The organism is Delftia sp. WSY_12, from assembly GCF_043104645.1.
In the GTDB taxonomy this organism is placed as follows: domain Bacteria; phylum Pseudomonadota; class Gammaproteobacteria; order Burkholderiales; family Burkholderiaceae_C; genus Comamonas; species Comamonas tsuruhatensis.
In genome coordinates, this window is sequence record NZ_JBICKW010000030.1 from 141816 (window position 1) to 167292 (window position 25477).

Annotated in this window: 36 protein-coding genes and 1 pseudogene; 13 read left to right on the plus strand and 24 right to left on the minus strand. The window is 62.5% G+C overall.

Annotation, left to right across the window (positions count from 1 at the left end; all coding sequences use genetic code 11):
- Window positions 1-31 precede the first annotated feature (31 nt).
- From ACF8LI_RS18915 to ACF8LI_RS18925, 3 genes are read left to right on the plus strand one after another with little or no spacing between them, the layout of a single operon-like run.
- The gene (locus ACF8LI_RS18915) at window positions 32-343 is read left to right on the plus strand and encodes a hypothetical protein (protein WP_013802597.1); all 312 of its coding nucleotides are present in this window, start codon (window positions 32-34) and stop codon (window positions 341-343) included.
- Entirely contained in the window at window positions 340-921 is a 582-nt protein-coding gene (locus tag ACF8LI_RS18920; RefSeq protein ID WP_392413830.1) for a glycoside hydrolase family protein, read from the plus strand. The genes ACF8LI_RS18915 and ACF8LI_RS18920 overlap by 4 nt, the downstream gene beginning before the upstream one ends.
- Entirely contained in the window at window positions 921-1448 is a 528-nt protein-coding gene (locus ACF8LI_RS18925) for a DUF2514 family protein (RefSeq protein WP_392413832.1), read from the plus strand. Before ACF8LI_RS18920 ends, ACF8LI_RS18925 begins: the two co-directional genes overlap by 1 nt.
- Window positions 1449-1451: 3 nt before the next feature.
- Here ACF8LI_RS18925 and ACF8LI_RS18930 read toward each other — a convergent pair whose 3' ends face one another.
- Window positions 1452-2006: a hypothetical protein gene (locus tag ACF8LI_RS18930; RefSeq protein WP_392413834.1), complete on the minus strand. Its 555-nt coding sequence runs from the start codon at window positions 2004-2006 to the stop codon at window positions 1452-1454.
- A 150-nt stretch (window positions 2007-2156) separates the two neighbouring features.
- Here ACF8LI_RS18930 and ACF8LI_RS18935 point away from each other — a divergent pair, with 150 nt between their 5' ends.
- Together ACF8LI_RS18935 and ACF8LI_RS18940 are read left to right on the plus strand one after the other, a co-directional pair.
- Complete coding sequence (locus tag ACF8LI_RS18935; RefSeq protein ID WP_209802863.1) at window positions 2157-2468, plus strand: hypothetical protein; 312 nt, start codon at window positions 2157-2159, stop codon at window positions 2466-2468.
- Window positions 2469-2474: 6 nt separating this feature from the next.
- Window positions 2475-2972 carry a hypothetical protein gene (locus ACF8LI_RS18940; RefSeq protein ID WP_209802861.1) on the plus strand — a complete coding sequence of 166 codons (498 nt, stop codon included), beginning with the start codon at window positions 2475-2477 and terminating at the stop codon, window positions 2970-2972.
- Here ACF8LI_RS18940 and ACF8LI_RS18945 read toward each other — a convergent pair.
- From ACF8LI_RS18945 to ACF8LI_RS18955, 3 genes are read right to left on the minus strand one after another with little or no spacing between them, the layout of a single operon-like run.
- Complete coding sequence (locus ACF8LI_RS18945) at window positions 2962-3237, minus strand: hypothetical protein (protein WP_289241179.1); 276 nt, start codon at window positions 3235-3237, stop codon at window positions 2962-2964. The genes ACF8LI_RS18940 and ACF8LI_RS18945 overlap by 11 nt on opposite strands.
- Window positions 3238-3256: 19 nt before the next feature.
- Entirely contained in the window at window positions 3257-3454 is a 198-nt protein-coding gene (locus ACF8LI_RS18950) for a hypothetical protein (protein WP_392413836.1), read from the minus strand.
- Entirely contained in the window at window positions 3451-3675 is a 225-nt protein-coding gene (locus ACF8LI_RS18955) for a hypothetical protein (protein WP_392413838.1), read from the minus strand. The genes ACF8LI_RS18950 and ACF8LI_RS18955 overlap by 4 nt, the downstream gene beginning before the upstream one ends.
- 51 nt (window positions 3676-3726) lie before the next feature.
- Here ACF8LI_RS18955 and ACF8LI_RS18960 point away from each other — a divergent pair, with 51 nt between their 5' ends.
- Window positions 3727-4389 (plus strand): SOS response-associated peptidase, encoded by a 663-nt coding sequence (locus ACF8LI_RS18960; RefSeq protein WP_392413840.1) that lies wholly within the window; start codon window positions 3727-3729, stop codon window positions 4387-4389.
- Here ACF8LI_RS18960 and ACF8LI_RS18965 read toward each other — a convergent pair.
- The 3 genes from ACF8LI_RS18965 to ACF8LI_RS18975 form a co-directional block, all read right to left on the minus strand.
- Complete coding sequence (locus tag ACF8LI_RS18965) at window positions 4367-4855, minus strand: thermonuclease family protein (protein ID WP_392413842.1); 489 nt, start codon at window positions 4853-4855, stop codon at window positions 4367-4369. The two genes, ACF8LI_RS18960 and ACF8LI_RS18965, sit on opposite strands and share 23 nt — an antisense overlap.
- Window positions 4856-5124: 269 nt before the next feature.
- A complete protein-coding gene (locus tag ACF8LI_RS18970; RefSeq protein WP_016453327.1) occupies window positions 5125-5343 on the minus strand; it encodes a hypothetical protein in 219 nt (72 codons plus the stop codon).
- A gap of 62 nt (window positions 5344-5405) precedes the next feature.
- Window positions 5406-5702 (minus strand): H-NS histone family protein, encoded by a 297-nt coding sequence (locus tag ACF8LI_RS18975; protein ID WP_016449506.1) that lies wholly within the window; start codon window positions 5700-5702, stop codon window positions 5406-5408.
- Between the two features lie 466 nt (window positions 5703-6168).
- Here ACF8LI_RS18975 and ACF8LI_RS18980 point away from each other — a divergent pair, with 466 nt between their 5' ends.
- Window positions 6169-9987: an ExeM/NucH family extracellular endonuclease gene (locus tag ACF8LI_RS18980; RefSeq protein WP_392413844.1), complete on the plus strand. Its 3819-nt coding sequence runs from the start codon at window positions 6169-6171 to the stop codon at window positions 9985-9987.
- A 255-nt stretch (window positions 9988-10242) separates the two neighbouring features.
- Here the strand turns inward: ACF8LI_RS18980 and ACF8LI_RS18985 are convergent, their stop codons facing one another.
- On the minus strand, window positions 10243-10476 hold the full coding sequence (locus ACF8LI_RS18985; protein WP_338500349.1) for a hypothetical protein: 234 nt from the start codon (window positions 10474-10476) through the stop codon (window positions 10243-10245).
- 483 nt (window positions 10477-10959) lie between these two features.
- Here ACF8LI_RS18985 and ACF8LI_RS18990 point away from each other — a divergent pair, with 483 nt between their 5' ends.
- Window positions 10960-11286 (plus strand): lipopolysaccharide assembly protein LapB, encoded by a 327-nt coding sequence (locus ACF8LI_RS18990; RefSeq protein ID WP_016453324.1) that lies wholly within the window; start codon window positions 10960-10962, stop codon window positions 11284-11286.
- Between the two features lie 18 nt (window positions 11287-11304).
- Here ACF8LI_RS18990 and ACF8LI_RS18995 read toward each other — a convergent pair whose 3' ends face one another.
- Window positions 11305-11769 (minus strand): ribonuclease HI family protein, encoded by a 465-nt coding sequence (locus ACF8LI_RS18995; RefSeq protein ID WP_154833932.1) that lies wholly within the window; start codon window positions 11767-11769, stop codon window positions 11305-11307.
- A gap of 101 nt (window positions 11770-11870) precedes the next feature.
- Between ACF8LI_RS18995 and ACF8LI_RS19000 the strand changes: the two genes are divergently transcribed.
- Window positions 11871-12494, plus strand: a complete 624-nt coding sequence (locus ACF8LI_RS19000; protein ID WP_313281090.1) for a glutathione S-transferase — start codon at window positions 11871-11873, stop codon at window positions 12492-12494.
- Window positions 12495-12565: 71 nt separating this feature from the next.
- Here the strand turns inward: ACF8LI_RS19000 and ACF8LI_RS19005 are convergent, their stop codons facing one another.
- Window positions 12566-13000, minus strand: a complete 435-nt coding sequence (locus ACF8LI_RS19005) for a YbaY family lipoprotein (RefSeq protein ID WP_313281091.1) — start codon at window positions 12998-13000, stop codon at window positions 12566-12568.
- A 663-nt stretch (window positions 13001-13663) separates the two neighbouring features.
- Between ACF8LI_RS19005 and ACF8LI_RS19010 the strand changes: the two genes are divergently transcribed.
- The gene (locus ACF8LI_RS19010) at window positions 13664-13951 is read left to right on the plus strand and encodes an H-NS histone family protein (RefSeq protein ID WP_016449500.1); all 288 of its coding nucleotides are present in this window, start codon (window positions 13664-13666) and stop codon (window positions 13949-13951) included.
- 644 nt (window positions 13952-14595) lie between these two features.
- Here the strand turns inward: ACF8LI_RS19010 and ACF8LI_RS19015 are convergent.
- On the minus strand, window positions 14596-15705 hold the full coding sequence (locus ACF8LI_RS19015; RefSeq protein WP_392413847.1) for an alpha/beta hydrolase family esterase: 1110 nt from the start codon (window positions 15703-15705) through the stop codon (window positions 14596-14598).
- A 10-nt stretch (window positions 15706-15715) separates the two neighbouring features.
- The gene (locus ACF8LI_RS19020; RefSeq protein ID WP_017406949.1) at window positions 15716-16135 is read right to left on the minus strand and encodes a CopG family transcriptional regulator; all 420 of its coding nucleotides are present in this window, start codon (window positions 16133-16135) and stop codon (window positions 15716-15718) included.
- A gap of 204 nt (window positions 16136-16339) precedes the next feature.
- Here ACF8LI_RS19020 and ACF8LI_RS19025 point away from each other — a divergent pair, with 204 nt between their 5' ends.
- A complete protein-coding gene (locus ACF8LI_RS19025; protein ID WP_392413849.1) occupies window positions 16340-16993 on the plus strand; it encodes a hemolysin III family protein in 654 nt (217 codons plus the stop codon).
- A gap of 248 nt (window positions 16994-17241) precedes the next feature.
- Here ACF8LI_RS19025 and ACF8LI_RS19030 read toward each other — a convergent pair whose 3' ends face one another.
- From ACF8LI_RS19030 to ACF8LI_RS19040, 3 genes are all read right to left on the minus strand, one after another.
- Window positions 17242-18270, minus strand: a complete 1029-nt coding sequence (locus tag ACF8LI_RS19030; RefSeq protein ID WP_392413851.1) for a tyrosine-type recombinase/integrase — start codon at window positions 18268-18270, stop codon at window positions 17242-17244.
- Entirely contained in the window at window positions 18267-18497 is a 231-nt protein-coding gene (locus ACF8LI_RS19035; protein ID WP_392413853.1) for a hypothetical protein, read from the minus strand. The genes ACF8LI_RS19030 and ACF8LI_RS19035 overlap by 4 nt, the downstream gene beginning before the upstream one ends.
- A 66-nt stretch (window positions 18498-18563) precedes the next feature.
- Window positions 18564-20402 carry a DNA cytosine methyltransferase gene (locus ACF8LI_RS19040; protein WP_392413855.1) on the minus strand — a complete coding sequence of 613 codons (1839 nt, stop codon included), beginning with the start codon at window positions 20400-20402 and terminating at the stop codon, window positions 18564-18566.
- A 105-nt stretch (window positions 20403-20507) separates the two neighbouring features.
- Here ACF8LI_RS19040 and ACF8LI_RS19045 point away from each other — a divergent pair, with 105 nt between their 5' ends.
- Complete coding sequence (locus tag ACF8LI_RS19045) at window positions 20508-21143, plus strand: hypothetical protein (protein WP_392413857.1); 636 nt, start codon at window positions 20508-20510, stop codon at window positions 21141-21143.
- A 334-nt stretch (window positions 21144-21477) separates the two neighbouring features.
- Here the strand turns inward: ACF8LI_RS19045 and ACF8LI_RS19050 are convergent.
- A pseudogene (locus tag ACF8LI_RS19050) lies at window positions 21478-21684 on the minus strand (DUF5131 family protein); the annotation flags it as partial.
- An 86-nt stretch (window positions 21685-21770) separates the two neighbouring features.
- Here ACF8LI_RS19050 and ACF8LI_RS19055 point away from each other — a divergent pair.
- A complete protein-coding gene (locus tag ACF8LI_RS19055) occupies window positions 21771-22403 on the plus strand; it encodes a hypothetical protein (RefSeq protein ID WP_392413859.1) in 633 nt (210 codons plus the stop codon).
- A gap of 378 nt (window positions 22404-22781) precedes the next feature.
- Here ACF8LI_RS19055 and ACF8LI_RS19060 read toward each other — a convergent pair whose 3' ends face one another.
- From ACF8LI_RS19060 to ACF8LI_RS19095, 8 genes are read right to left on the minus strand one after another with little or no spacing between them, the layout of a single operon-like run.
- On the minus strand, window positions 22782-23135 hold the full coding sequence (locus ACF8LI_RS19060; RefSeq protein WP_310038844.1) for a hypothetical protein: 354 nt from the start codon (window positions 23133-23135) through the stop codon (window positions 22782-22784).
- Window positions 23095-23934 (minus strand): HNH endonuclease signature motif containing protein, encoded by an 840-nt coding sequence (locus ACF8LI_RS19065; RefSeq protein ID WP_392413862.1) that lies wholly within the window; start codon window positions 23932-23934, stop codon window positions 23095-23097. The genes ACF8LI_RS19060 and ACF8LI_RS19065 overlap by 41 nt, the downstream gene beginning before the upstream one ends.
- Window positions 23931-24260: a hypothetical protein gene (locus ACF8LI_RS19070; protein WP_392413864.1), complete on the minus strand. Its 330-nt coding sequence runs from the start codon at window positions 24258-24260 to the stop codon at window positions 23931-23933. The genes ACF8LI_RS19065 and ACF8LI_RS19070 overlap by 4 nt, the downstream gene beginning before the upstream one ends.
- Window positions 24261-24285: 25 nt before the next feature.
- Window positions 24286-24501 carry a hypothetical protein gene (locus tag ACF8LI_RS19075; protein WP_198819285.1) on the minus strand — a complete coding sequence of 72 codons (216 nt, stop codon included), beginning with the start codon at window positions 24499-24501 and terminating at the stop codon, window positions 24286-24288.
- Entirely contained in the window at window positions 24479-24607 is a 129-nt protein-coding gene (locus ACF8LI_RS19080) for a hypothetical protein (protein WP_255247323.1), read from the minus strand. Before ACF8LI_RS19080 ends, ACF8LI_RS19075 begins: the two co-directional genes overlap by 23 nt.
- 13 nt (window positions 24608-24620) lie before the next feature.
- Window positions 24621-24854, minus strand: a complete 234-nt coding sequence (locus tag ACF8LI_RS19085) for a hypothetical protein (RefSeq protein WP_349614583.1) — start codon at window positions 24852-24854, stop codon at window positions 24621-24623.
- Between the two features lie 28 nt (window positions 24855-24882).
- Entirely contained in the window at window positions 24883-25134 is a 252-nt protein-coding gene (locus tag ACF8LI_RS19090) for a hypothetical protein (protein ID WP_392413867.1), read from the minus strand.
- Window positions 25131-25472 (minus strand): hypothetical protein, encoded by a 342-nt coding sequence (locus ACF8LI_RS19095; RefSeq protein WP_392413869.1) that lies wholly within the window; start codon window positions 25470-25472, stop codon window positions 25131-25133. Before ACF8LI_RS19095 ends, ACF8LI_RS19090 begins: the two co-directional genes overlap by 4 nt.
- Window positions 25473-25477 lie beyond the last annotated feature (5 nt).

Genomic DNA, 25477 nt, shown 5'->3' on the forward strand with positions numbered 1-25477 from the left:
AGCGCGGGCCGGCCCCGGAATCATCGGGGCCATGAAGAAATACCTCGTATCCCTGCTCGCGCTGATGGGCATCCACCAGCACCTGAGCGCAGAGCAGCGGCAGGACATTGCCGGCGCCATCATGCAGGCCACGCCGGGCGCAGCCGCGACCGGGGTGTTCAAGGTCTGGGGCCTACCGTTGAGTGACTGGCTCGTCGTCGCTTCCCTCGCCTTCATTGCGCTGCAGGCCGGATATCTGGTCTGGAAGTGGCGCCAGGACTATCAGCGTGCCCAGCAGCGGCAGCGCCTCGCGCGCTTAGCTGGGCTGAAGCCGGAGCCCGAAACCGACTGGGGCGCGCCATGAGCACGGCCCGCATGCCAGCGGCAGGCCTGGGCATTGGCGCGGCCATTCTCGCGGCCTGGATTGCCGCAGAAGGCTTCAGCGCAGATCCGATCATCCCGGTTCGCGGCGATGTGCCCACCATCGGCCATGGCGCCACGCGCTACGAGGACGGCACACGCGTGACCCTGGCCGACCCACCCATCACACGCGAACGGGCGCGCGAACTGGCCATCAACCTGCTGGAGCGGCAGTACGGCGCCTGCGTGCGTAATTCGCTGGGCGACACGCTGGTGCACCAAGTCGAGTTTGCCCAGGCCGTGGACTTCGCGGGCCAGTACGGCTGCGGGGCCTGGCGCGGCTCCTCGATGCTGGCCAGAATGCGGGCCGGCGAATATGCCGGCGCCTGCCAGGCCTACCTGTCCTGGCGATTCATGACCAGCAGCCAGCCTTTGCAGGGCTTCAGCGCCTATCGATGGGATGGCGCAGGCCGGCCCACGCGCTGGCGCTTCGACTGCTCGGCACCCGGCAACAAGGTATGCCGCGGCGTGTGGACACGCCAGCAGGCGCGCCACGCGGCGTGCATGGAGGCCCAGCCTTGATGGCCCGCCTGCAAACCCATGCCTGGCAGCTGCTGGCCCTGCTGCTGGCGGCACTGCTGGTCTGGCAGTCGCTGGCGCGGCTGGGTGCCGAGCGCGATGCGGCGCAGGCACGCACGGATCTGGCGACAGACCGCCAGACCGCTGCCACCGCCGCGCTGCACGCATCCGAACGCTATCGACAACGGGAAGGAGCCTACCGTGAACGCCTCGACTTTCTTGCACGCGACACGGACCTGGCCCTGGCGCGCGCTGCGGCGGATGCCGATGCTGCCCGCGCTGCTGCTGGCCGGCTGCGCGGCGACCTCGCCAACTATCTCACCGCTCACCGTGCCGCCGCCCAGGCTCGCGCCGCTGCCGGACAGTGCGCGCCAGACACCGCAGCCCTCGATCTGCTCGCCGAGCTGCAGCGCCGCGCTGACGAGCGAGCGGGAGAGCTGGCGCGCATTGCTGACGACGCCCGAGGCCGGGGCAGTGCCTGCGAGCGGGCCTATGACACCGGCCGCGCGATGATAGAGGTTGTGCAGTAGCTGTCACTCAAGCTCGTGCTCTCTCCGGAGATGTTCCGAGAGGAAGGCTGTTTGCCGCTGTGCAGGTGTGAGGTGGCGCTCTTTAATGCCCACTTCATCTGGCATGGTTGCAGCCTGAATCTCTGCGCCTTCGGCCACGGCCATGGCGAAAAACGAATATGCGCTGACCTCGATTTTGTGCCCACCGGGGTAGACAACCTCAAGGATGCCACTGTCATCATCTGCGTCCGTCAGATCGCCGGAAGGCAGAACGCGAACGCCTGTCATGACGTGAGTCAACGGACCGGCATGGTCGAGGTTGCAGTAATACTGGGGGAGTTTGCGCAGGGCATTGATGTAGCGCGAGCTGAGGTTGACGGCTTTGCTCATGTCGAAGGAGTCCAGGTGGGTTGCGAAATCGATCTGCTCGCGCACCCAGGCTGCATTGCCCAGACTCGCCAGCTTGGCGCGTTGCTCGTCTGTGAGCAGCAGCTTGTATGCTTTTGCGCCTTCGTCCGAGAGGGGTTTGCGCCCCTGGCCACGGCCGGCGCCACCGCGTGATGTTGTGGTGTCGTTCATGAAAGGATTATTTGATTTCATGGTCCATAAATCAACCATTCGATGCGCTCGGGTATGGACTTGTGGTTTTGATTTGATGGCCCATAATTCAACTCATGGCAGCACATCGCAGCCACCGGCGCCTCCCGGGATGAGGGCAGCGAGACCACCGTGCAAACCATCTCCAGCCAGCACTACATTGACGACGACATCGTTGCTGAAAAGCTGGCTGCGCGCGATTTCGAGGTGCAGGTTTCCCCGGTCTTTGAAGCTGGCGGCGTTTCTGTCCGCGTGGTGCTGGATGGCCACCACAGCCTAGCTGCAGCGCGCCAAGCTGGCGAGGAGCCGGAATTCGTGACTGCCGATGCGACCACCAACGACAAAGTGGCCCTGCTGGAGCGTGGCGAGATCGAGGATTTCCTGGAGCTCGCCTGGATCGATGGAGACTGGTACGACATCGACACAAAGCAGTGCGTGTGGTGAACCGAAATGCGCAAGCTTGCTGACTGGGCAGCGCTGGACTGGAGAAAGCCCAACGCTCAGCTTGCTGCAGAGACCGGAGCGACTCTCCTGACAGTGATCAAGCGTCGCACCGAGTTTGGGCATCCGGCTGACCACATCGGCTGGAAGCGTCCGGATACCGCCGAAAACAATAGGCGCCCTGAGCGGCGAGCCCAGGCCGCCAGGAGCCAGCCGGTGGCTACGGCGGCGGCGAAGATCAGCCCAGTTGCTGGCCGTGGTGAGGCCAATGTGCATGCAGTGGAGTGGCGCCTTCAGGGCCCGGACGGCACGGCATATGTGGTCCGCAACCTCTACGAATTCGTGCGCGCGAACGCCCACCTTTTTGCCCCGTCTGATGTGGAGTGGAAGCGGACGGGCGGCAAGCGTGGCACAGGGGGCGAATGGTGCAACGCCACAGCCGGCATCCTCAACATCAAGGGTGGCCGCGCGAAGTCCTGGAAGGGCTGGCGGCTCATCACTCCGTAGGTGGCTCCGGCGGCGCTATCGAGACCACCGTTCCGTCAATCGCGACCATTTCGCCCTTGGTGCTGGGGTCTGCGTCGAGCGGCACGCCCCACATGATTCCCGGGTGCTCTCCCTTGTGCATGACGTGGTCGAGATGGTAGAGCTCCTCGGGCGGCAGGCGGAAGCGCTGGGGATACTTGTCGCTGCCGTGGGCCTTCCAATGTCCCATGAAGCCGGCGACGACGCGCTGGTGGACAGTGTGTTTCGGATTTGTGGGGTCGATCATGGCCGGCATTGTGCCGTGCTCAATCCTCCGGGCATCGCTCCATCGCCCAGTCCAGTGCCGCCTCGGCCGATTCGTGCGGCCCGTCGAACGCACGGATGCCGCGCTCATCGTCCCAGAGCTCCCCGCTCCAGCGCCTGGCTGCAGGGAAGGGCAGGTGGCCGTAGTCCACGACCACGGCATACCAGCCAGGCTCAGTGGGCTGACCGGTCCAGATCATGGCCCGTGACCTGGTGCATAGCCGCCGCCGTGGCTGCGGCACATGGCTTCCATCAGCTCCTCCTCGGTATCTGGCACTATCCGCTCGACCCGAGTTTCGGGGAGCATGACGGCCTCCGGATGGCTTTTCCTGATGAACTCCTCAGTACAGTCAAAGCGCGTGGTGCGCCATCTGCCCATGTGGTTCTGGTATCGCCAAAGGTAGGTGATTTGGGTTTTCATACTGGTTATTTAACCAGTGTTTTTATGGATTGCGTAAGTTAGCATCCACTTATGTGCAATCGATATAAGTCGCCCCGGGAAGATGAGATCGAACGCATGTGGCGCGTGGGATCGCAGAGCCCGAACCGCTGGTGGGATGCCGAGGTGTTCCCGCGTGGTACGGGCGCCTTCGTGCGCAGGGCGCAGGACGACACGGGCTACAGCCGCGAGCTGGCGGCGGGGCAGTGGGGCCTGATCCCCTGGTTCGCCAAGGAGCCGAAGCTCAAGTACCCGACGAACAACGCCCGCAGCGAGGAGCTTTCGCAGAAGGCCAGCTACAAGCACCCCTGGGCCAGAGGCCAGCGCTGCATCATCCCCGCGACGACGTTCGATGAACCGAACTGGGAGAGCGGGAAAAACGTGTGGTGGAGATTCGCCCGCGCGGACGGAGACCCGTGGGGTCTGGCGGGCTTGTGGAATGTGTGGACCGACCACGCGACGGGCCAGGTGTACGAGAGCTACACGATGCTGACGATCAACGCCGACGCGCATCCGCTGATGTCGAGGATGCACAAGCCAGATCCGAAGCTGCCAGCGGATCGGCAGGACAAGCGGAGCGTGATCCCGATCGAGCTCGCGGACGTGGACCAGTGGCTGGCGGGCACAGTGGCCGAAGCCTCTCAGTTGCTCCGCGTCGCTCCTGTCGAAGTGTTCAGCGCCGGCCCTGTTGCCTGAGATTCGCGCGCCAGTCCCATGGCGCCACGGGATCGGTGTCTGCCCACAGGCCCACGCGCTTGGCCTTGGCCTCTGTCTCCGCGAATTCGTACTGCCCGCGCTCCTGGGCAGACTGCTCGCTCGAGTAGTATCGATACCACCATGCCATGCCCTGCGTGACCATCGCCAGCCCGGCGTCGAGAGTGCGCGGGCCATCTGGCACCGAGGCGGGAGCAACCCAGACGCTGCAGACGTGTCGCTTGTAGCGGTCGATCTTGTTGCAGCGCAGCTCGGCCTCCTTCCGGTACGTCAGGTCGCTCAGGGCCTGCTTTGCGCGCGCACCATATGGCTGCCGACTTTCCGGCGCATCGATGCCGCCGATGCGGACTTTGACCTGCTGATACTCGCCCGGCTGGCCACAGCGGGCAGTGATGGTGTCGCCGTCCGAGACGCCGACAACGAGGCATAGGAGGGTGGCTGCGAGCATGCCGCAGTGTAGCGAGACCAGAACGCAAAAAAGCCCCCTCGGCAGCCATCACGGCGCCGAGGGGGCTTTTGTCGTTGCTGGTGTCTGATGGTGTCGGAGGAGTTTTTATATTCGCACGGAAATCGCACGGATCAGAGCGGTACCAGCATGGATAAAGGGCAGGACGGCGGTTCAATTCCCGCCAGCTCCACCATCCAAGACACCGCCACACACTGAAGACCTCAGTGTGTGGCGGTTTTTTCTTGCCTGTTCGTTGCCTCGCGCCTGCCTCAGTGGCTGTTCATGTCGGGCATGGGCTGCTGGGACAGTTCCTGGATCAGCGTCAGGCGGAAATGTGCCAGGGCCTTGGCTCCATGCTGTATATGGTTCAGGTCTGCCACTCCGCCGATGCCCGACACCAGCAGTTCGGGCTTGGTCGACAAAATGACTTCTATGAAGTGGTCGGCCAGTTCTGCAGCCAACAGCGTGTCCGAGTTCTGTTTGCTCATGTGTGCTTCCTCCTGGTGATGGAAGCACATGGTATGGCATCGCGCCTGAATATGGCTGGCGATCAGATGGCAAGGCTTGCGCGGTCCTTGCCTTCTATCCACTTGGGCGGCTTTCCGCGGCCTGTCCAGGTTGCGCCGGTTTCGGGGTTGCGGAATTTGGGTTCGCCCACGCTGCGCTGTCCGGTCTTGCGAGGTTTGATCCTGGCGGAGGGGAAGACATCCTCTTTCGTCAGGCCATATTGCTGCACCATGGCCTTTGCTTCAGTGATCGCATCCGTTCTTGCGTGCTTGATCAGAGCGTCGATCTTTTTCTCAAGATCGGCTTTTTGTTGCAGCAGGGCCCTGTAGTCGGATGTCATGGCGATGATGATTTTCAGTGGGAGATGCGCGTGTATATCACGGGAATGAATTTTTTGTAAGTTATGAGTAAGAAAAAGAGTGTGGGAGTGTGCGGACGCACGAAAAGCCTCCAGCGACGTGGCGCGTTCAAGACGGGTGACGAGGATGGTTGTGGCGACGAGGTGCGCCCAAGAAAAAGGCCAGCGGCTTGCGCTGGCCTGGGAAGAAAGAGCCGGTGCCTTTTTGAAGGCTTCCTGGGGGAATGAGAGGGAGGGAGGAGGAAATGCCCCAGGGCCGGCAATGAAACGATTCAGAAACTGGGTGCAATGATGCATGGCGTATCGGGGTTGGCAGATGGGTGAGCGGCCAGTCTGCGCGTAGGACGCGGGAGCATCCGCCGAGTCACAGGCTGGTCATGTCCATGCGCGATAAACCGAAAGTTGCGCAACCACGGGGGGATGCGCATTATTTTTTTATTGCACATCCATGTCCATTGCCCGCACGCTGATTCCGTTTATGTTCAACCCGGCCAATCCGATGAGTCCGCCGCTGCAGCGCCATCGTTGGCGTCTGTATGGTGCAGGCCTGCTTCTTTCGGCCTCCGCCGGCGTATGGGCGCAGGTTCCTTTCACTGGCACCTATGCGCAGAATTTCGACACCCTGGCCGCGTCCGGGACGGGGCTGGCCTGGGCCAATGACAGCACCCTGCCGGGCTGGTTTCTCTTCAACAGGAGCCTGGCGGCCATCACTGCATATGCGGCAGGCAATGGCGCGTCCAATGCCGGCAGCTTCTACAGCCTGGGGCTGGATGCGGACCGTGCATTGGGTGGCGTGGCATCGGGTGGAGCTTACTTTGGCAGCCCCTCCCAGGGTGCCGTGGCCGGCTGGATTGCACTGGCGATGCGCAATGACACGGGCGGCGCGGTGGATGGGATCAGCCTGCGATTCAGTGGCGAGCAATGGCGCAATGGCGGCAACACCTCCGAGCAGCCCATGGAGCTGGAGTACGGCATGGGCGCGACCTTTGCCGATGTGCCTGAATGGCTGCCTGCCGGTGCGAATTTCAATTGGAAATCGCCGATCGCTACCGGTACTGCCGCCCCGGTGGATGGCAATGTGGCCGGACGGGTGAATGATGTGGGCGGCGATCTGCGCGGTCTGGGCTGGGCGCCAGGGGCCACGTTGTGGCTGCGTTGGGTCGAACTCAATGATGTGGGCAACGATCACGGCCTGGCCGTTGACGATGTCTCCATCGCCCTGGCACTGCCCGATACCACGCCACCCACTGTGCAGGCCACCATTCCCGCTGCGGCGGCAACCGGGGTGGCGCTGAATCCCGAAATCAAGCTGAGCTTTGATGAGGCGGTGAAACCCGGTAGCGGCAGCTTCGAACTGCGCCAGGGCAGCACCGTGGTGGCAATGCTGCAGGCTGGCGATGCGGCGAAGGTGAAATTCAGTGGCTCGACCATCACGCTCAACGCCGGTGTACGGCTGGCGGTCAATACGTCCTACAGCCTGGTTCCCGTGGGCGAGCCGGTGTTGGATACCTCGGGCAATGTGTGGACCGGCACGGCGCTGGGCTTCACGACGGGGGACGAGCCGCCCATCACCAGAATTTCTGCACTCCAGGGTTCCGGCGACCAGTCTCCCCTGGTGGGGCAGAAGGTGACAGTGAGCGCCGTGGTAACGGCCTATATGCCAGGGTTGAGCGGCTTCTTCGTGCAGGAGGAGGCGGATTCCGATGGCGATGCTGCCACCTCGGAGGGCGTCTTCGTCTATTACGGCAATGCGAATCCCGGGGTGGATGAGGGCACGGTAGGCAAGCTGGTGCAGGTCTCCGCCTCGGTGAGCGAGTTTCGCAACCAGACCCAGCTCAGCGCCATCACGGACTTCGTGGTCCGTGGCGCGGCCGCCTTGCCGGAGCCCGTGCGCGTCACGCTGCCTGTCAGCGACATGGGGCAGTGGGAGCGTCTGGAAGGGATGCGTGTGGAGGTCGCGTCCGCCACTGCGGGCGGCAAGCTGGTGGTGAGCGACAACCGCACGCTGGGCCGCTACGGCAATGTCACGCTGTCTGCCGACGCGCCGCTGGCGCAGTACACCGAACTCAATGCGCCCAGCGTGACGGGCTATGCCGCCTATGTGCAGACATTGCAGCGCAGCCAGATCATTCTGGATGATCGCTCGGGCGCACAGAATCCCGCCTCTGTGCCGGGCCGCGGCGGACAGTCTCTGTCGGCCTCCAACACGCTGCGTGCCGGCGATGGCGTGGACCGTGTCATCGGCGTGCTCGATCAGTTCTCGGATGCAGCTGCCAGCGAGCCGTATCTGACCAGCTACCGCGTACAGCCCACGCAGACGCCGCAGTTCTCGGGGGCGGCGCGTCCCTCGGCTGCTCAGTTGCAGCAGGCTGTGGGGGCGGCATCGCTCAAGATTGCCTCAGCCAACGTGCTCAATTTCTTCAACCTGACGGGCGCCACCAGCGGCTCTTCCCAGGTGATGTTCAGCACGCCCCTGGGCAATCAGCAGGGCATTCGTGGTGCCAACAGCATTGCCGAGCTGGACAGGCAGCGCGCCAAGATCGTGGCCAATCTGCTGGGGCTGGGCGCCGATGTGTATGGCCTGATGGAGGTGCAGAACAACGGCTTTGGCCCGGGCAGCGCCATCCAGGATCTGGCCGACGCCTTGAACGCGAGTGCGGACAAGCCTGCCGGCGCCGTATATGCAGTGGTCAAGGCGCCTTTCAGCGAGGCTTCAGGTACGGTGTCGGGTGCTGGCACGGATGCGATCACCGTGGCCATCCTCTATCGCAGCGATCGTGTCACACCGGTGGGCAGCGCAGCGGCACCCAGCGTCACCACCTACGACGCCTTCAACCCAGGCGTTGGCGGCGCTCGCGTACCGATTGCACAGACTTTTGCGGTAGGCGGCAGCACGGAGCAGTTCACGCTGGTGGTGAATCACTTTAAATCCAAGGGCAGTGTGCTCAGCAGCCCCGGCAATGCAGACGCACTTGACGGCCAGGGCGCCAACAACGCCGCGCGTGTGAAGACGGCCGAGCAACTGAGCAGCTGGCTGGCAACCCGGCCCACAGGCACGACCAGTCCGCATGTGGTGCTGGTCGGGGATTTCAATGCGTACTCGAAGGAGGACCCCATCAAGGCGCTGGAGGATGGCGGCTACGCCAAGGTGTCTCAGGGCCTGTCCTATGCGTTCGATGGAATGTGGGGCTCGCTGGACCATGTGCTGGTAAGTGCCAGCCTGCAGCCGAGCGTGGGGCGCGCGGTCAAGTGGGCCATCAATGCCGAGGAGCCTGAAGTCCTGGACTACAACCTCGAGTTCAAGTCGCTGGACCAGCAGGCCAGCTTCTATGCGCCGACGGCCTATCGTTCCAGCGACCACAATCCGATTTTGCTGGGTCTGAATTTCGGTGGGCAGGCGCCATCGCTCAGTGGCTTGCCCGCCAATGCGCAATCCGTGGTGGTTGGCCAGGCGGCCGATCTGGCCGATGTGCAGGTGGCAGATGCCGACAGCCCTGTCGTGACGCTGTCCATTGTTGCCAGCAACGGGCAGGTGCTTGGACTGGAGGACGCCGATGCCGCGCAGCCGGGCATACAGTTGCGCGGCAGCCCCGCTCAGGTGTCGGAGCAGTTTCGCTCCGCCGTCTATCTGGCATCGGTGGCCGGTTCGGCCAGCTTGCAACTGAGCGTGAGCGATGGGGTCCATGCGGCTGTGACTGCCAGCTATCCGTTGCTGGCGGCTGCTGCAGGTCCTGTGGACCAGGCCAACCGCTTCAACATCACCGGGTCGGGCCAGATGGCGGTATCGGGCGAAGTCGCCGGCGGCGGTATCAACTGCCGCCTGGCCGAGCCGCCTCAGGTCATGGCGGCGCCTGGCACACCGCGTCCGGGGGCTGTGGTGCCCCACGGACTGCTGAAGCTGAATACCGATGGCTGTGATGCGGGTGCGCTCGTGACTGTCAAGCTGACCTATCCCAGTGATCTGCCCAGCGGTGCCGAGTACTGGAAGTGGGGGCGCACAAGCGACAACGCCACGCAGCACTGGTATCGGATACCGGCAACGCTGCAGGGGCGCGTCGTCTCCTTCGTGCTGCGCGATGGTGGCCTGGGTGATGACGATCTGGTGGCCAACGGCCGGGTGGAAGATCCCTCTGCACTGGTTGTGCCTGCTGCGGCGGTCGGCGGCGGCACGCCAGCGGCGATTCCTTCACTGAGCGAATGGGCTGTGGCTCTGCTGAGTCTGATGATGGGCGGGCTGGCCATCCGTTTGCGCCGTCGCGGTTCCTGATCCGGCAACGGGAAAGGCCCGGCTTGCGCTTGGCGCGGGCCGGGCCTGTTGCATTGCGCGAAGGAAATCTGCAGCCAGGGCATTGCCTGGATGCGATGGAGTTCAGAGAAATTTGGCGTGCAGTCGCAGGCCGGTGCGCGATGGATGCGCGATGGCAGTGTTGAGGCGAAGAAAAAGCGCCTGCTGTGGACGCTGCCTCAGTGCAACTGATGCATTGAATATCCAGAAATGATCGTGCTTTAAAAAAGAGCCTGGCTAACCGGCATACCGCTGGCTGGCAAAAACGACTGCAGGCTGAACTGGCCTGACGAGTCGCCCCACGATGAAACTGAACTGCTGCAACACCATGAATGCTGCGGCATGGGTTGAATCATACACGCAAACAAGAATCATTCTCAAATAAGCCTGTGCTTTTCTCTGGAATTGAGAAAAAACTTGCCTTTGTGCCCGTTTCGGTTGTTGCCAGGGCGCCTGAGCGATCGTCGTCAAGAAAAAACGCCCCGGCTGCGGAGGCGGCCGGGGCGCTGAATGGAGCGTTCCATGCGATCAATCCAGGAAGGACACATGCTAAGAGTTTGAAATGAGAGCGCTGGCGTCTGGCGCCTCCGGTCCTTCCTGGTTGTCAAGTGTAAATTGAAACAAGGTGCTTGACGGAGCTAACTCGGGTGAAGTTGCATGCAACTGAGTCGTAAATCCTGTTTTTCACACGCCATCGTGAGACCAGCCAGGCAGTGGGAATGCAAAAAGCCCGCTTGAAAGCGGGCTTTTTGCGGGTGATGTGGACGATGGCTCTTACGCGACCATCGTTTTACGGCAGAACGTCTCTGCGGCTGTCACCGTTGTTTTTTTCGTCGTAGTGCACGACGCGCCGGCGTGAGATACAGCATTGTCTGCGCAGACAACCGCGAGATTGTAGCATGACCGCAATTTCAGCTGGATCGAGAACATGCATTGCCACCAAAGGATGAAACCATGAACGAAATGACGCAAAGGCTCGAGGGCCTCCTGGCGTCCGGCAAGGACTCGGCTTTGATGCGCTGCACGTTGGGCAAGGCGTATCTTGATGGCGATGCGCCTGCTGTGGCGCACTCGCACCTGCAGCGCGCCACTGAACTCGATCCCGGCTATTCGGTGGCATGGAAGCTTCTGGGCCGGGCATTGCTGGCGCTGGACGATGCTTCGGGGGCTCGGCAGGCGTGGAGCACGGGGTTGGCCTGTGCGCAGGAAAAGGGAGATGCCCAGGTCGTCAAGGAGATTGGTGTGTTCCTCAAGCGGCTGGACAGGCAGCAGTCCGCCTGAGTGCGGCTAAGCGCAGGGTCACGGCTGCAAAAGGGCCGCTCTGGCCAGCGCGTCGGCCTCGGTGTTGCGGTGACGAGGAATCCAGCGCAGTTGCACATGCTCGAACTCGGCCAGCATGGCGCGGGCCTGATCGAAAAGGTCGGCCAGCCGCACGATGGGCCTGGTGGGGCGGGGCGATGGCGCCAACTGCTCTACCAGGACGCTGCTGTCCGTGAAGATGGCCAGCCGGCGAGCCTGCAGGCCTAGCAGGGTCTGCAGCACAGCCATCAAGGCCCGCAGCTCGGCTTCGTTGTTGCAGCCTTGGTCGGGGCAGACCTGGGACAGAAGCTGCCGTGTTCCGTCGGGCGCCGTGATGACGGCTCCCAAGGCCATGCGACCCGGGTTGGGCAGTGCGCTTGCATCGATGTATGCAGTCCACAGGTCTGTGTCGGTCGGAGAAGGGCCAGAGTGGTTTCGGCGGGATGAAAGCTGTTCCAGAGGCATGTCTGCATCATGCGGCAGCAGTGGGAATCTGACCGCATTCCTCATCGGATTGGACGGGACAATGCAGGATTGCAAATCACCGAAACCGAAGAAGGCTGCGAATGATCAGGATTCTGGGAAAGTCATCGTCCATCAATGTGCGCAAGGTGCTGTGGCTTTGCGTGGAGCTGGGAGTCTCGTTCGAACAGGAAGAGTGGGGTTCGGGCCATCGGTCAACGCAGGAGCCGGGATTTCTTGCACTCAACCCGAATGCCATGGTTCCCGTGCTGCTTGATGGGGCGCTGGTGCTGTGGGAGTCCAACACCATTTGCCGCTATCTTGCCGCGCGCCAGGCTCGGCATGACCTGCTGCCTGCAGCACCCGCAGAGCGCGCACGCGTCGAGCAATGGATGGACTGGCAGGCGACCGAACTGAACAACTCCTGGCGCTATGCCTTCATGGGATTGGTGAGAAACAGTCCGGAGCATCAGGATCCTGCGCTGCTGGCCAGCAGCATGGCGAACTGGCATTGCCACATGCGCATGCTGGAGGAGCAACTGTCGCGCACAGGCGCCTTTGCTGCAGGCGCGCAACTCACCCTTGCCGACATCGTGCTGGGCCTGTCTGCCCACCGCTGGCTGTCTGCCCCGATGGAGCGCCCTGACTTGCCCGCAGTCCGTGCGTACTATGAGCGGCTTTGCGAGCGCCCAGGCTTTCGCAAGCATGGTGCCAACGGCATGCCTTGATGGCCGCCTGGTGCCCTCTGCGCGAAAAAGCCCGCCGGAATGTCCTGCGGGCTTTGTCTTTTTAGGGAAGGTCAGGGGGCAACCCGCACCAGCACCATATCGGCCTTCGGGCCTGCTCCACGGGTCAGGACCGGGTGGACGGTGTCATTGGTGAAGATGAGCTGGTTGCCCTGGGTGATGCGTGAGGTCACCGTATATTGCGCCGCAGGATTGAGACGATTGGGCTCCACGGGCAGCTTGTAGCTGAACGGGGGCTTGAGGCCTTCAAGCCGCACGGATTGCTGAGATATCACGGGGGCGGCGGCATCGGCGCGAGAGGTGTCCTGCAGCTCCACAACCAGCACGGCATCGGACGGGAGCGGCATGGGCTCTCTCAGATCGACCGTGCCCATGACGGCGGTGACCGGCGCGTTGGGCGAGGGCTGGGACTGGGCACATGCGCCCAAAAGTGCGGCGGCCATCACGATGGCGAGAGAGGTTCGGCGCTGGAGGAGGTTGGGATTCATGGGAATTCCTTCTTGATTGGAAAGGTCCCAGTCTGGCTTGGCGCATTCTGGAGGGCTGTAGGAACGGGTTCCACAGAGGCTGCTGCCATTTCCCAAAGTCGCATACGCCGATCTGCGGTCGGGTTGCCAGCCAGGGCGACGGGTGTGTGAAAGATCAGGTCGCGCCGGCGCATGAAGGACGCTGCCAGACAGTCCACAGGGTTTCGGAGGGGGCTGCATCGTTCGAGGCCTGCGCCATGCCAAGAGCGATGGGTCAAGCGTCCCGATCTATTTGCGTTGCTTCTCATCAATCCGCCACTCCTGTTTGGGCGGTGAATCGTTCTTGCTTTTGCCATCGCTCGCCGCAGGGGAGAGCACCGTTTCTTTTGACGTGTCGGGGCAACTATCTCCACATTCCACATCGCGACAGCCGAGGGCAAGTCATTGCAGCCCAAGGGGCTGACTCCTTGGCGCGAAGAGGTGTGCGCAAGTGTGCAGAGGTGCGGCAGCGATTGATCTGGGCAGCCGCCGCGTCGGCCACGGAGCCTCGCTCCACGGCTGTGGGGTGCCAAGCGGAAGGGCTTCTCTGTCCCAGCACACGGCGGTGGAAAGCTTGTGCTTTGGGGTGCGGAGCATTTTTTGAATAGAATGCGTTTTTGCTAGCATGCATCCAAAGAAAAAGCCATGACATCTGATTACAAGACTCTCCTTCAGCAAAAGGCCGAGATCGAGGCTCGCATTGCCGAGGTCCTCAAAGCCGAAAAAGGCGGTGCCATCGCCAAGGTCCGTGAACTGGTCCAGCAGTTCCAGTTGACCCAGGAAGACGTGTTTGCTACCGGTAAGCGCAAGTCTCCTGCTGGCACAGGTGTGGCCAAGTACCGTGATCCTTCCACTGGCGCAACATGGACCGGTCGGGGCAAGCCTCCCGGCTGGATCAAGGACGCAGCGGACCGAACCGCTTTCGAGATCTGATCAAGGGCCCGCAGTCGCGGGCCTTTTCTTTTGTGGGTCCCCGTGTGGGTTCGATCGGCCGGCAGCTGTCCGGGAAAGTGCGACTGAGCGCTGTCTTGCCCGAAGGTCTCCCAGCCCGAGCTGGACATGTGGAAGAGCGCGGTAAAGGTATCTCTCGCGGATCATGCCGCTGGCGCTGGCAGTGCGTCCACCGCGTATTACTGCGCAGCATCTGCTCCCATGGGGGCCTGCAGGCCAGGCCTCCAAGGAAATCCTGTACGTCCTGCCTGGCTTTCACTGCATATCCTTCGCAGGCGTAGCTGGACTTATCAAGGTCTCCAGCATTGACAAGGATGGACAAGGCTCTTGCATTCCAGCTTCCGAAATGGTCAGGGTTGTGCTTATCTCATCTGGCAGAGCTTTCGACCCATCGTTGAATTTCATATGGCTGCCTTGTCTCTTGTGCCTCGCGGTGATTTCCCATGCCTTTCGAGGCAGCTTGACTCCATGCAGGCAAAAAAGGGCTCTGGGGGCCCTTGGTGTCCTGGCCAGCCCATTTATTGCTGAGCCTGCTCTTCCGGAGTAATGGGTCCATGCTCAACCATTCCTAACCTTTGTGAGCCTTTGAAATCATGTGGTTGGCGAATGCGAGCAGCGGTGCCGAATCAGCAGTTGCGCGCACGCTGGTGCGAAAGGAAAAAGCGCAGCATCTCGGCGCTGGCGTCGATTCCTCCCGGCGCGGTGTAGCTGCCCGCTGCGCTGCCGCCGGACCAGGCGTGGCCTGCGCCATGCAGTTGCCAGTGCTCGATGGCGGTACTGCCATCGGCTGCGATATAGGCAGAGCGGGTGAACCGTTGGCGGTTCGGCGCATGGCCCTGGCTGACGCGAGGTGCGCCTGTGGGGCTTTGCGCGCTGCGTGCAGCATGCACGACGGCCGCACCGTTGTCGTGATGTACCGTGGTGTCCGCGTCACCATGAAACACGATCACTGGACACACGCTGGGGCCGCTGGCCGAGCCAGATGCTGCGCCTCTTCGCATCGCCTCGAGGGCTGAGGGCAGATTGGACGCGGCACCGGCGGCCAGGCCCGAATGCACGCCCACGGCGGCGAACAGCTCGGGATAGGTGCGTCCCAATATGTCCGCCATTGCACCTCCGGCCGAAAGTCCGGCGACATAGACCCGCGATGCGTCCGCGCCATGGTCGGCCATCACCTGGCGCGTGAGGCCTGCCAGCAGTGCGGGCTCGCCCCGGCCCCGTTGCTGGTGCTGGGCCTTGAACCAGTTCCAGCACTTTTGCGAGTTTGCATGCTGTGTTTGTTCGGGATAGAGCACCAATACGCCAGCGCTGCGCGCCTGGTCATTCATGCGCGTGCCGGCGGCGAAGTCTTGCGGCCCTTGGGTGCAGCCGTGCAGCATGAGGATGAGCGGGCGAGGTCCCGCTTCGAGGGCACTGCCTGGCGGCACGTACAGCCGATAGGCCAGCTGCCGGCCTCCGTGAGAGTAGCTGCCGAGCAGCCATTGCTCGTCGCTGGAGGTGCCTGCCTGCGATGAGCCCGCAGGCACGGCGAGTTCGGGAGCATCGTCGATGAAGCGGGCTTCGGCATCGACGATCCAGCCTGCATCCCGATGACTGGTTGCCGCTGGCTTGTCGTGGGGTGTGGGCGCACTTTGGCCTCGCAGCGTGCGCTGAATCAGCTCGGTGGCTTCCAGCAGATGGCCGGTGCGCGTCAGGCGTGTCGCCTCGCCCAGCATGTCTTGAAAAAGCTGTTTCATGGAATGGTTCTCAGGTAATGCGGCCGGCCAGAGCGGCACGAACGGCGGGGCTGGCCTGGAGCGCTCCCAGCACCGTGATGGATTCGATGGTTTCGGCGGCAAGCTGCGCAGGCACGTCCTGCGCGATGCTGGCCAGGCCCAACACGCGGATCTGCAGCTTTTCCCCGGCAGCCTGCACCCGCATGAGATCGGCCTGGGAGAAATGCTGCATCCCAAGGACCAGCATCTTGCGGGCGACGACCTGTTGCACCGCGTCCGCATGGCTGCGCAAGTGATTGCGTATCGCTGTGCGGATGAAATCGCTGCGGTTGGCGTAGAAGCCTTCGGCGACCAGCAGGTCGATCTGGCCCAGGTCGACATAGCCCAGATTGATGGTGAGCTTCTCGGATTCGCTCACGCGAGGGTTGGAGGTGGTTGTGTTTGCGGCCATGGAACATCCTTATGCCATCCATATGGATGGTTTAGGGATGGTTTCAAGGCCTGGCGTTGCAATTTGACGCGGCACGTCGTGGGGTATCCGGCGGACGGCGCTGCAGCGTGTGAGTTGCAATCATTGCCCTGTCACGTCTGAGTCGTAAGGTGGCGGAGCCGGGCACGGCGTCCGGCGTTCCTTGGTCATGCGACAGGAGGCTTCATGCCAGACTTGCAGGCAGGCTTGCCGAGCGGCACGAGCGTTTGGTGCCAGCCCGGCGAGCGGTTCAATACCTGGAGTCATCTGGCAGCCCTGCTCGTGGGCGTGGTGGCCAGTGTGGGCCTCATCTGCGAAACGGTGGCCGGCGGCGATGCGCGCAAGATTGCGGGCTCTGTGATGTTTGGCCTCTCTCTGGCGGCGCTGTTCGGTGCCTCGGCCCTCTTTCATGGCTGCACCGGGGCACGCAAGCGTTTTTGGCAGCGCGTCGACCACGCCTGCATCTACCTGCTGATTGCCGGCAGCCACACGCCCTTTGCCTTGATGGCGCCCTCTGGCTTGTGGGCTTGGCCTCTGCTTGCCTGTGTATGGGTGCTCGCATTGCAGGGTGCGATACGTGCACTTGGTTTCGATTCGCCGCCGCGCCTGTCCCTGTACATCAGCCTTGGCTGGCTCAGCTTGGGGGGCGCGGTGCCGATGGCCTTGCGCCACGGTGCGCAGACCCTGGCCTGGCTGCTCGCGGGCGGACTGCTCTATTCGGCAGGAACGGTGTTCTACCGAAGCCTTTCGAGCATGCGCCATTCGCATGGCATCTGGCACCTGTTCGTAGTTGCCGGCAGCGCCTGCCATACCGTCGCGGTGGTCGGTTTGCTGGCCTGAAGCGAGGGCTCGTGCTGGCGGCGCTGCGTTGGACGCTTTGGATTCTGTTAGACAAAAGCCCCTGGCTCTTTCGAACCAGGGGCTTGAATCATTTGGTCGGAGCGGCGGGATTCGAACTCGCGACCCTCTGCTCCCAAAGCAGCCGCTCGAATTATTGAAATCAATGACTTGCGCTGTTTTCTTCTAACACGCGCATCTGCAAATAGTGCTGTAAGCCATAGGCAGCGCAGAGGCGCGTTAGAAGAAATTCAGCGTGTCGCGTCCACCTTCAGCGCACGTTTGTGACGCACATAGTCGGCGGTCTGGGACTGGGTGGAGTGGGCGCCCATGCGCTGCGCCTCCATGATTCCGCGCCCACGGTCCACATCGGTAAGGGCCTTGCCGCGGAGGTCGTGGAAATGGCAGTCCATCACGCCGGCCCGCTTCACTGCCCGCTTCCAGGCGGTGGACGCGCCCGAGTACGTGTAGGGCTGGCCCTGCAGCGTGCAGAACACGAAATCGGGGCTCTGGTTGGGGAGCGCTCGCAAGCGGTCCACAACGTCACGCAGGCGCTGCGTCCATGCGATCAGGACCTGGGCGCCAGTAGATCCCTCGGTTTTGGCCGGCTGGAACGTGATGCCCTGCTTGCCCACATCACTCCACTGCAGGGTCAGCAGGTCGCCAATGCGCTGCCCGGTCAGGTACGCCATGTCGATCAGCGCACAGATCGTGTGGCCGGAGCGCGTGCGCTTGCCATCGTCCCCGTACATCACGGCCACCTTGATGCGGCGCACCTCGGAATCCGTGATGTACCGCGTGCGCGCCTTCACGGACATGGTCTTGAGGCTGTCCACTGGGTTAGTGCCGGGCGGCCGGTAGCCTTTCTCTTCGGCGAACCGCATCAGCTCTCGCAGCATGGAGCGGTAGGCGTTGTATGAGCGCGGCTTGTCGCTGAAGTGTTTCAGGAACTCCACGATGGCCGGCGCGGTGACCTCCTGCGCGCGAAACTCCTGGAACGATTCGGAGATCGTGCGCGTTTGGTAGGCGTCGTTGGCCTGCGTTTTCACGCTGTGCCGGCTACCGACCTCCGCGAGCCAGTCCGCGATCAGTGCTGCCATGCTGTCCCGGGCCTGGTCTGCCTGCTCCATATCGGCCAGGGCACGGTACAGGGCGGGCAGGCCGTCACGGATGGTGGAAAGGCGCGTCCAGATCCGCTTTTTCCCTTCGGCGCGGACATGCCAATAGGCGCCGCCCTTCTCGTAGACGCGCTTCGGCAGGTCGCTGCGGCGCGGGCTCATGCGGGCCTCCGCATCTGCGGCGGTCGCACGCGCGGCGCGGTGGACGGAGCTGGCCCAGCGCAGACGGCCAGATAGTGGTCGCGCTCCAGCAGCACTTTGCCCGTGCGCTCGCTGATGCGGGCGCGGAAGAACCCGCGCTTGTGCAGCGCCTTGAGCTGCATGGAGGGCCATTGGTAGTGGGTGAGCTCCCTGATTTCGTCTTCAGAGAGGGTCAGGCTGATGCTCATGGTGGGCACCTTTCTGGAAATAGAGCGGCCCGCGTGGGGCGGGCCAGGTTGTGGGTGGAGTCGCGGTCAAGCCGCGCGGCGCAGTTGCCAGGCCGTGGACTCGGGGGAGTTGAGCGAGACGATTTGCTGCATGGGCACGGGGCTCACGGAGTTGCCCACCATCCGCACCTGGGCGGTTTTCGTCAGGGGCTTGCCGGAGGCCGTCCGGTCGATGACGTAGCCAGGGGGGAAGTCCTGGGCGTTGTAGAGTTCGCGCGGCACAAGCATGCGCAGCGTGATGTCCACGATCACCCAGGGCTCGCCCTTGAGCCACACGGTCACGAGCGCCAGGCGGTCGCGCGTGGTGATCGTGGTCATGGGGTCGCGCAGGTCCGCCCACTGGCCGCCGCTGGCGTGGTAGCGCATCAGGAAGGCTGCGCAGCGCAGGGCTCCGGCCTCCTGCTCGGGCGACAGGTGGTACTGGACCAGGCCAAAGCGTGTCGCTCCAGCGAGCACGGTCTGAGCGGGGTCTCGCAGATCGCTACCAATCGCGTTCTGGCCGAGCGCTGTGAGGTGGGCGGCGATCAGCTGCTGCTGGCTGCCGCTGGTGGTCACGGTCGATACAGGGTCGCGCAGGTCGCGGGCCGGCGTGCTGTTGAACCCGCCGTTGGCCTGGACCATGAACGCGGATGCCAAGCTCTGCCCGCCGCCGCTGGCCGTCACCGTGCCCAGCGGCCCCCGGATGTCGTTGGCGCCGTGGCTCCAGCGCTTGCCGCCGTCCTTTCCCTCGCCGTGCCCGGCCTGCACAAGGTAGGCCGAGCTGATGGCGTGCTTGATGCCGCCGGCCACGGCCGTGCCCAGGGGTTGGGACAGATCCAGCACGCGCGGGGCCTGGCCCTTGGCTTCGCCGTAGCCCATCTGGATCAGGGTGGGCGACACCAGGGCGCGGCAGCCGCCTTTCTCCGTGGCGATGGTGCTCATAGGCCGGTCGAGCATTTCGATTTTCCCGCCGTGGGCCATGTTGACGATGAACGGCTGGGGGCTGTTCAGCACAAACTTGTCCAGGCCATGCGCGATCCGCCGCATGGTGGCCGGCGCCAGTTCCTTCTTGCGCCCGAAGATGCTCTGTCCGGGGATGCTCCAGTCGATGCACTCGGCTGCCTGGCGGAATGGCTTCTGGCCCGCCTTCGGATTCTTCCAGTGCGTCTGCGTTGGCCACACGATGGGCAGGCCGTCGCGGCGCGCGATCAGGTACAGCCGTGTGCGGGTGCTGCGCGAGCCCAGTGTTGCATTGCAGATCACCCGCCATTCCACCTTGTAGCCCAGGTCGCGCAGGGCCTGGATGAAGTGGCACCAGTTGCGGCCCTTGTGCTTCGGGTCCGGCACCAGGAACTGATTGCGACGCGGCACCACCTCGCCGGGTTCGGCTACACGGAAGGTGGCTTTGCCCGTGTCAGGGTCCGTGATGCGGTCCAGCGTGATTGCGCGGCCGGTGGCTGGGTCGCGTTTCGCAATCAGCGGGGACCACTGCATCATCTGCTCGACGTTCTCCAGCGTGATGACATCGGGCTGGGTCTTGCCCGCCCAGCGGATGACGATCCATGCGAGCGACCGGATTTCCCCGTTGCGCGGCTGGCCGCCCAGGGCTTGACTGTGGTGCGTGCAGTCTGGGGATGCGTGCAGCAGGCCCACCAGCTCACCCTTGGTCACGGCCAGCGGATCCACCTCGCGGATGTCGGAACGGTAGTGCCTGGTCTGCGGGTGGTTGACCTCGTGCATGCCGATGGCATCGGCGTCGTGGTTGATGGCGACATCGACGGGCCGGCCGATGGCCTGCTCGATGCCTGTGGATGCGCCGCCGCCGCCGGCAAACAGGTCGATCACCAGCTTGGTGGCCAGGGGAAGGAGAAATTGAGGGGTGAGCATGCGGCTCCTCGAAGTTCGGGCCAAAAAAAAGCCCGAGCGGCTTGGACCGGTCGGGCTTGGGGATTGGGTCGGTTACGCTTCGCCGTCTATCAACAGGAGGCGGGCGTGGAAGAAAAGATGCATTGGCTACCCACAACAATTGGTATGGTTGTTCTGGTTTGCATTTTTGGAGGAATAGCTCTTGGTATTTACCCTGGCTGGGATTTATTAGGTGATTTTTTGAATAGAAATGTAAAAATAAACTTGGACCAAAATGCACCAGCTTGGGTTCAGGCTGTAGGCTCAATTGTCGCCATAGGAGTTGCCTTCACGGTTATTCAGTATCAGCTTAATTGCGAGCGTAAGAGAATGCGTGATACTGCGACTGCACTGCTAAATACATTTGGAGGAACGCTGAATTCATTTAAAAAGAAATTCCCTACAGATGGGAGTAGGTCGCTATGGGATATAAAGACTATGAGGGCTCTTTTGGCGGCTGAAATTGAACGTTCTTCCGACATTCCTCTGCATGCGCTATCTTTGAGTGAGCAGCGTGGCGTTTTTGCATTTAGATTGGCTGCTTATCAAATTATGGAGGGCATTAATTTTGTAGAGCCTGCGGTTGAAGTGATTGATGGCAATCAATACATAATAAAAGAGGCATATGATTTTTTTGTTGGTGTTATTCAAGATGCTAATACTGCATTCACTAATGGTCGTACGCTGCTAGGCGCTCAGTTTAGCGAGCCAAATAGTGATTGATAAGATCATTTTTAAGAGATCAATGCGAGGTTGTCGGGCGGGGCTTGCTGACTGACGAACAACTATTTAGGCCGTCAAGGTCGAGGAGTGTGTTAGGACAGCGCCCATGCGCTGTGCTCATGCCTCGGTGGTCAAACGGCGGGCATCTCGTCCCAGGTGCGGCCGTCCAACCGGCGGCCTTCTTGCCGACGCGCGCCAACTGCTGACCATAGGGGAAGGCGTTCCACTCTGGGTGCGAGGTGGAGGGTGCGGCGCCCTACAGCACCAGGGTCTTACCGTTGATGCTTCGGCCTTGTTTGGCGGCAGCCACTCGCCCCACTGCTTGAACAGTAAGGGCACGCCGGCGGCGCCGCATGGCCCAGGTGGCAGGGATGGTGCGGCGGCGCGGTGTACCCGAGCCCCAGTTCACGGCCTGGCCGCCGCCAAAGCGCGCGTTGCGCGTCTCGGCGTAGCAGTGGTCACAGCCTGGGGCCACCTTTTGACAGCGTTCCCAGGGGTTGCACGTGTGGTCGGTCCATTCGATCTTGCTGTTCTCGGACATTGTGGGTTCCATACAAAAAGCCCGAGAGGCGACTGCCAAACGGGCTTGGGGAGGTTAGGATTCGCGCCTCATGAAAGGAGAGGGCGATGCAAGCAATTTCAGCCACTCAGGAATTCGTAAAGGCAGCAAAAACCTTTGTTGGTAATTCTCAAGAGTATTGTCTGTTCTGGACAGATTGGTGGCCTATTTGCATGACTAAATCTGAGTGGGCTTCATGGGTTCAAGCAACAGTAGTTTTATTAACAATCTTCCTGACATTCACTTCTTACGCGATTTCCAGAAGTCGTAAGCGAAAGGTTATTTCATCTCGACTTAAGAGTTTTGATAATTCTTTGTCCAGTGCGAAAGGTTACTTGAAAACCAGGCAAATAAATGATGCAATTGCATTAAATGATCGTGAGATATTAATACTCTATAGGTCTTGTATTAAAAACATTTCCGATTCTAAGGAATTGGTAACAAATTTATCTTTGGCATTTGGCGATGGATACACGAACCAGATAATTGAATTCTTTAGGGCGGTAAAGAGTGCTGAGGGGGAGGTTGGTGGATTTTTGGGGTTGAAGGACGAGAATGGGCCCTCTACTGAACTTGCGAAAGGTGTCAAGCCTGAACAGTTGAACGCATACCACCAGAATATTCTTGGCAAGCATTTGGAAATTATTTCTCATCTATTGAGTGAGATTAATATTGTTCCTAGGTTGCTATTTATCCTCTGATTAAGAACAGGCGCAGCGCGCTGTGCTCCTGCCTCGGCAGTCAGGCGGCGGCGATCAGCAACGGCCCGCGGTCCTTTCCATTGATCCAGTTCTGGGGTTTGCCCCGGCCGGTCCAGTAATAGAGCACTTTGAAGGATGCGGCTCAGTGACCGCAGGGCAGGCCTTCGCCTTCGTGCAATTCGGCAGGAACCGCCGCCCCGCAGCTCAGGCAGCGCCGCGAGGGCGAACGGGCAGCCGGCTGGTAGGCGCTGCAATTCACCGCCTGAACACCGCCCGGATATGACTTGATGACTGGCATGGAGGAGAACGGCCGGGTGCAGCAGGCGCCGCTGCCGCCGCAGCAGATCTGACACATGGAGCCTTTGGGCTGGTGCTGAGTCATCGCGTGGGCTCCTCGTCGCTGGTGCGGTGGACAAGGCCTTGCCAGTGCTGGCCCGGCGGCAGTGGTGTGGTGTGGCCAGACCCGTCTGCTGTGGGCCTTGGGAGTGCAGCCTGCAGGGCTGGCGAGTCAAGAAACCCCACGCGCGAGGCCTTTGTGATCCGCGCGAACTCGATCTCTGCGCGGGAGCTGGCCACCAGGGTCTGGCCGATGTCGGTAATGGCGCGGGCGATTTGCGGCGTGGTGGAGCCGTTGCGCAAATCCTTGATGGTCTGGAGCAGCAGAGATTGCAGCTGGCCCATGCCGCTGGTTTCAGGCGGCGTGGGCTGGGTGTCGGTTGTGGTGGTCGTCATGCTCGGCTTTCTCGATTTCCTTGATCTCGCGGTCCAGCTGGCGTGTGAGTTGCCACACGGGCAGCAGGTCGATGGGGACGGCGGCCCCGTTGCTGCGGGACAGCTCTGCGCGCGAGATGCAGCGCAGGTTGTTGATGTCGAAATTGGAGGTGTCGCCGTCATGGAAGATGACGGCATGTCCCTCAGGTATGGGGCCGTGGTGCTGCTCCCACACGATGCGGTGCACCAGCGCCCAGCGATTGGGCTCTGCCACTTTGCGTTTTAGGTAGCGGGCTGCATGTGGCAGCGCGCGTGGCGGCGTGGTCCAGCGCTCTGTGCCCACGGGCACCCAGGTCGGCGGCCGGTTGCCGGCCTTGAAATGGCTTCGACCCAGCTCCACGCTGTACCCGTGCAAGCCTTTGTTCCAGGGTTTGAATCCAGCGGTGAACTGACCCTGCCGCCGGCCCTGGCGCAGCATGGAGGTGCTGTAGGTCTGGGTCAGCACGGCAGGGGTCTTGTGCAGGCCCAGGCGGCTGGCCCGGGTGGCAATGTCCTGCATGGGCATGCCCAGCAGCTCGCCCAGGTCCTCGTTGAGCATGTCGGCATACAGCAGCTGCAGCAGGTCATCGAGGTCCGTCCAGCGACCGGTGCGCGCGGTCTTGGCGCCGGGTGCCTTCTTCACGCCCAGGTCATAGGCGCGCTGCTGCACATGCCTGGCCGAGCGCTGCAGGTGCGCAGCGACTGCGGCCGTGGGCTGGGTGGGATAGTGCGCCCGCAGGTAGGCGTCATCCTCGGCCCGCCATGGCGTGTTCTTGCTCATTGCGGCAGTCCGACCTGCTGCCCCTTGATCTGCAGCACGCGGCGTGCGTGGTTGCCGACTTCGGCGGTGACCGAGTAGCCGTAGCCATCAGGGTTGATCAGCTCGCGGAGCAGGTCGAAGGCCTCGGCAGCATCCGGCGCCAGATGGCTGGCGTCGTAGGTGGTGGTTTCGAGGTTGGGCAGGTGCTGGGCCATGCGAAGCAGCTCCAGGGCGGCTGCGTCCTCGGTGTGCAGGCCGCGCCCAGGCACCGGGCGGGGCAGGTTGGTGGTCAGGGCAACGCGGCCCTCGTCGTCGGCGGAAATGGCAATGATGATTTGGCGGGCCATGGTGGTCTCCTGTGATGTGGTGGGGTCAGGACGGGGTGCCGTCAAGGTGCAGAAGGCGGTGGATCTGGTCGCGCGAGCGGTCGAACTGGACAGCCCATGCGGCACGCTGGGTGATGGGTGGCCTGCTGGCGTGCTGTGCTGCCAGGGCGTGGGCGTCGGCCAGCGCGAAGGCGTGGCGCAGCGCGTAGTGCCAATCGCTGGCCCAGTGGTGTTCGCGGTCAGCGGTGGCAGATGACGACATAGGGCCGGTCTCCGAATTGCTCCAGCGCCCAGGCGCATGCGTCTTGCGTGCAGGCGCCGACGAATTGCTGCTGCGTGCAGCCGCATTTGATGGTGAAGGTGCGCATGTGACTCCAGTGATCAGAGGGATGGCAGTTCCAGCGGGATCTGCTGGAGCTTGGGCGCGCTGGGCGCATCTGCGGCGCTGGCCTTGCGGCTGCGGCGCTTGGGTGGAGTGGCAGCAGCCGCGGCGCTGGCCAGCTGCTCGCGCGCCCTGGCGAAGGTCTGGGCCACATTGGTGTGCTCGCTGCGGCGGTAGACAAAGGCCTGATCGGTGATCGGCGTGGAGGGGCGGGTGATGCGGGCAAGCTGCATGTGGGTCTCCGGCATGCAAACGGCCCGCTCAGTGGCGGGCCGTTGGTTGGTCAAAGAAGGTGGTGCCGCACCAGGCGTAGAGCAGCATTCCGCTGTGCCTGGCCTCGTCCAGCGCCGCATATCCCGCGTTGCTCAGCAGCGCGCATGCGCTCCAGATCAGGGGGGGGCCGTCGCCCTCGCGCTCCATCACGGCGCCTTCGGCCAGGTCGCGGAAGTAGGTGGCCAACCAGAACGGGCCTGGTGGTGCTGGCGGCGGTGTCTCGGGGTACGGCGGGCTCATTGGTGCTGCGCGGCCGCATCGAAAAACGTGGTGCCCGGCCAGGCGTAGAGCAGCATGCCGTCTTCCTTTGTGTACTTCGCTGTATCCCGAAGCTTTTCCAAAAGGAGGTTGGCGGCGGTGTGGGCGGCAAGGTGGGTGACGTGATCCGTTTTCTGGCCCTTGTGCGAGTTGAAGTTGGCGGCAAGCTCCTTTATGGCAGCGTGCTCTGCGAGGTCTTGGAGGTAGGCGGCCAGCCAAAAACTCTTGTGGCAGGTGTCGGGGAGCTTTGGATAGACCATGCACAGGTGCTCGGGTTTCGGTTTGCGAAATGGGCGGCGCGATACGGCTGCAGTTGCCATGGCAG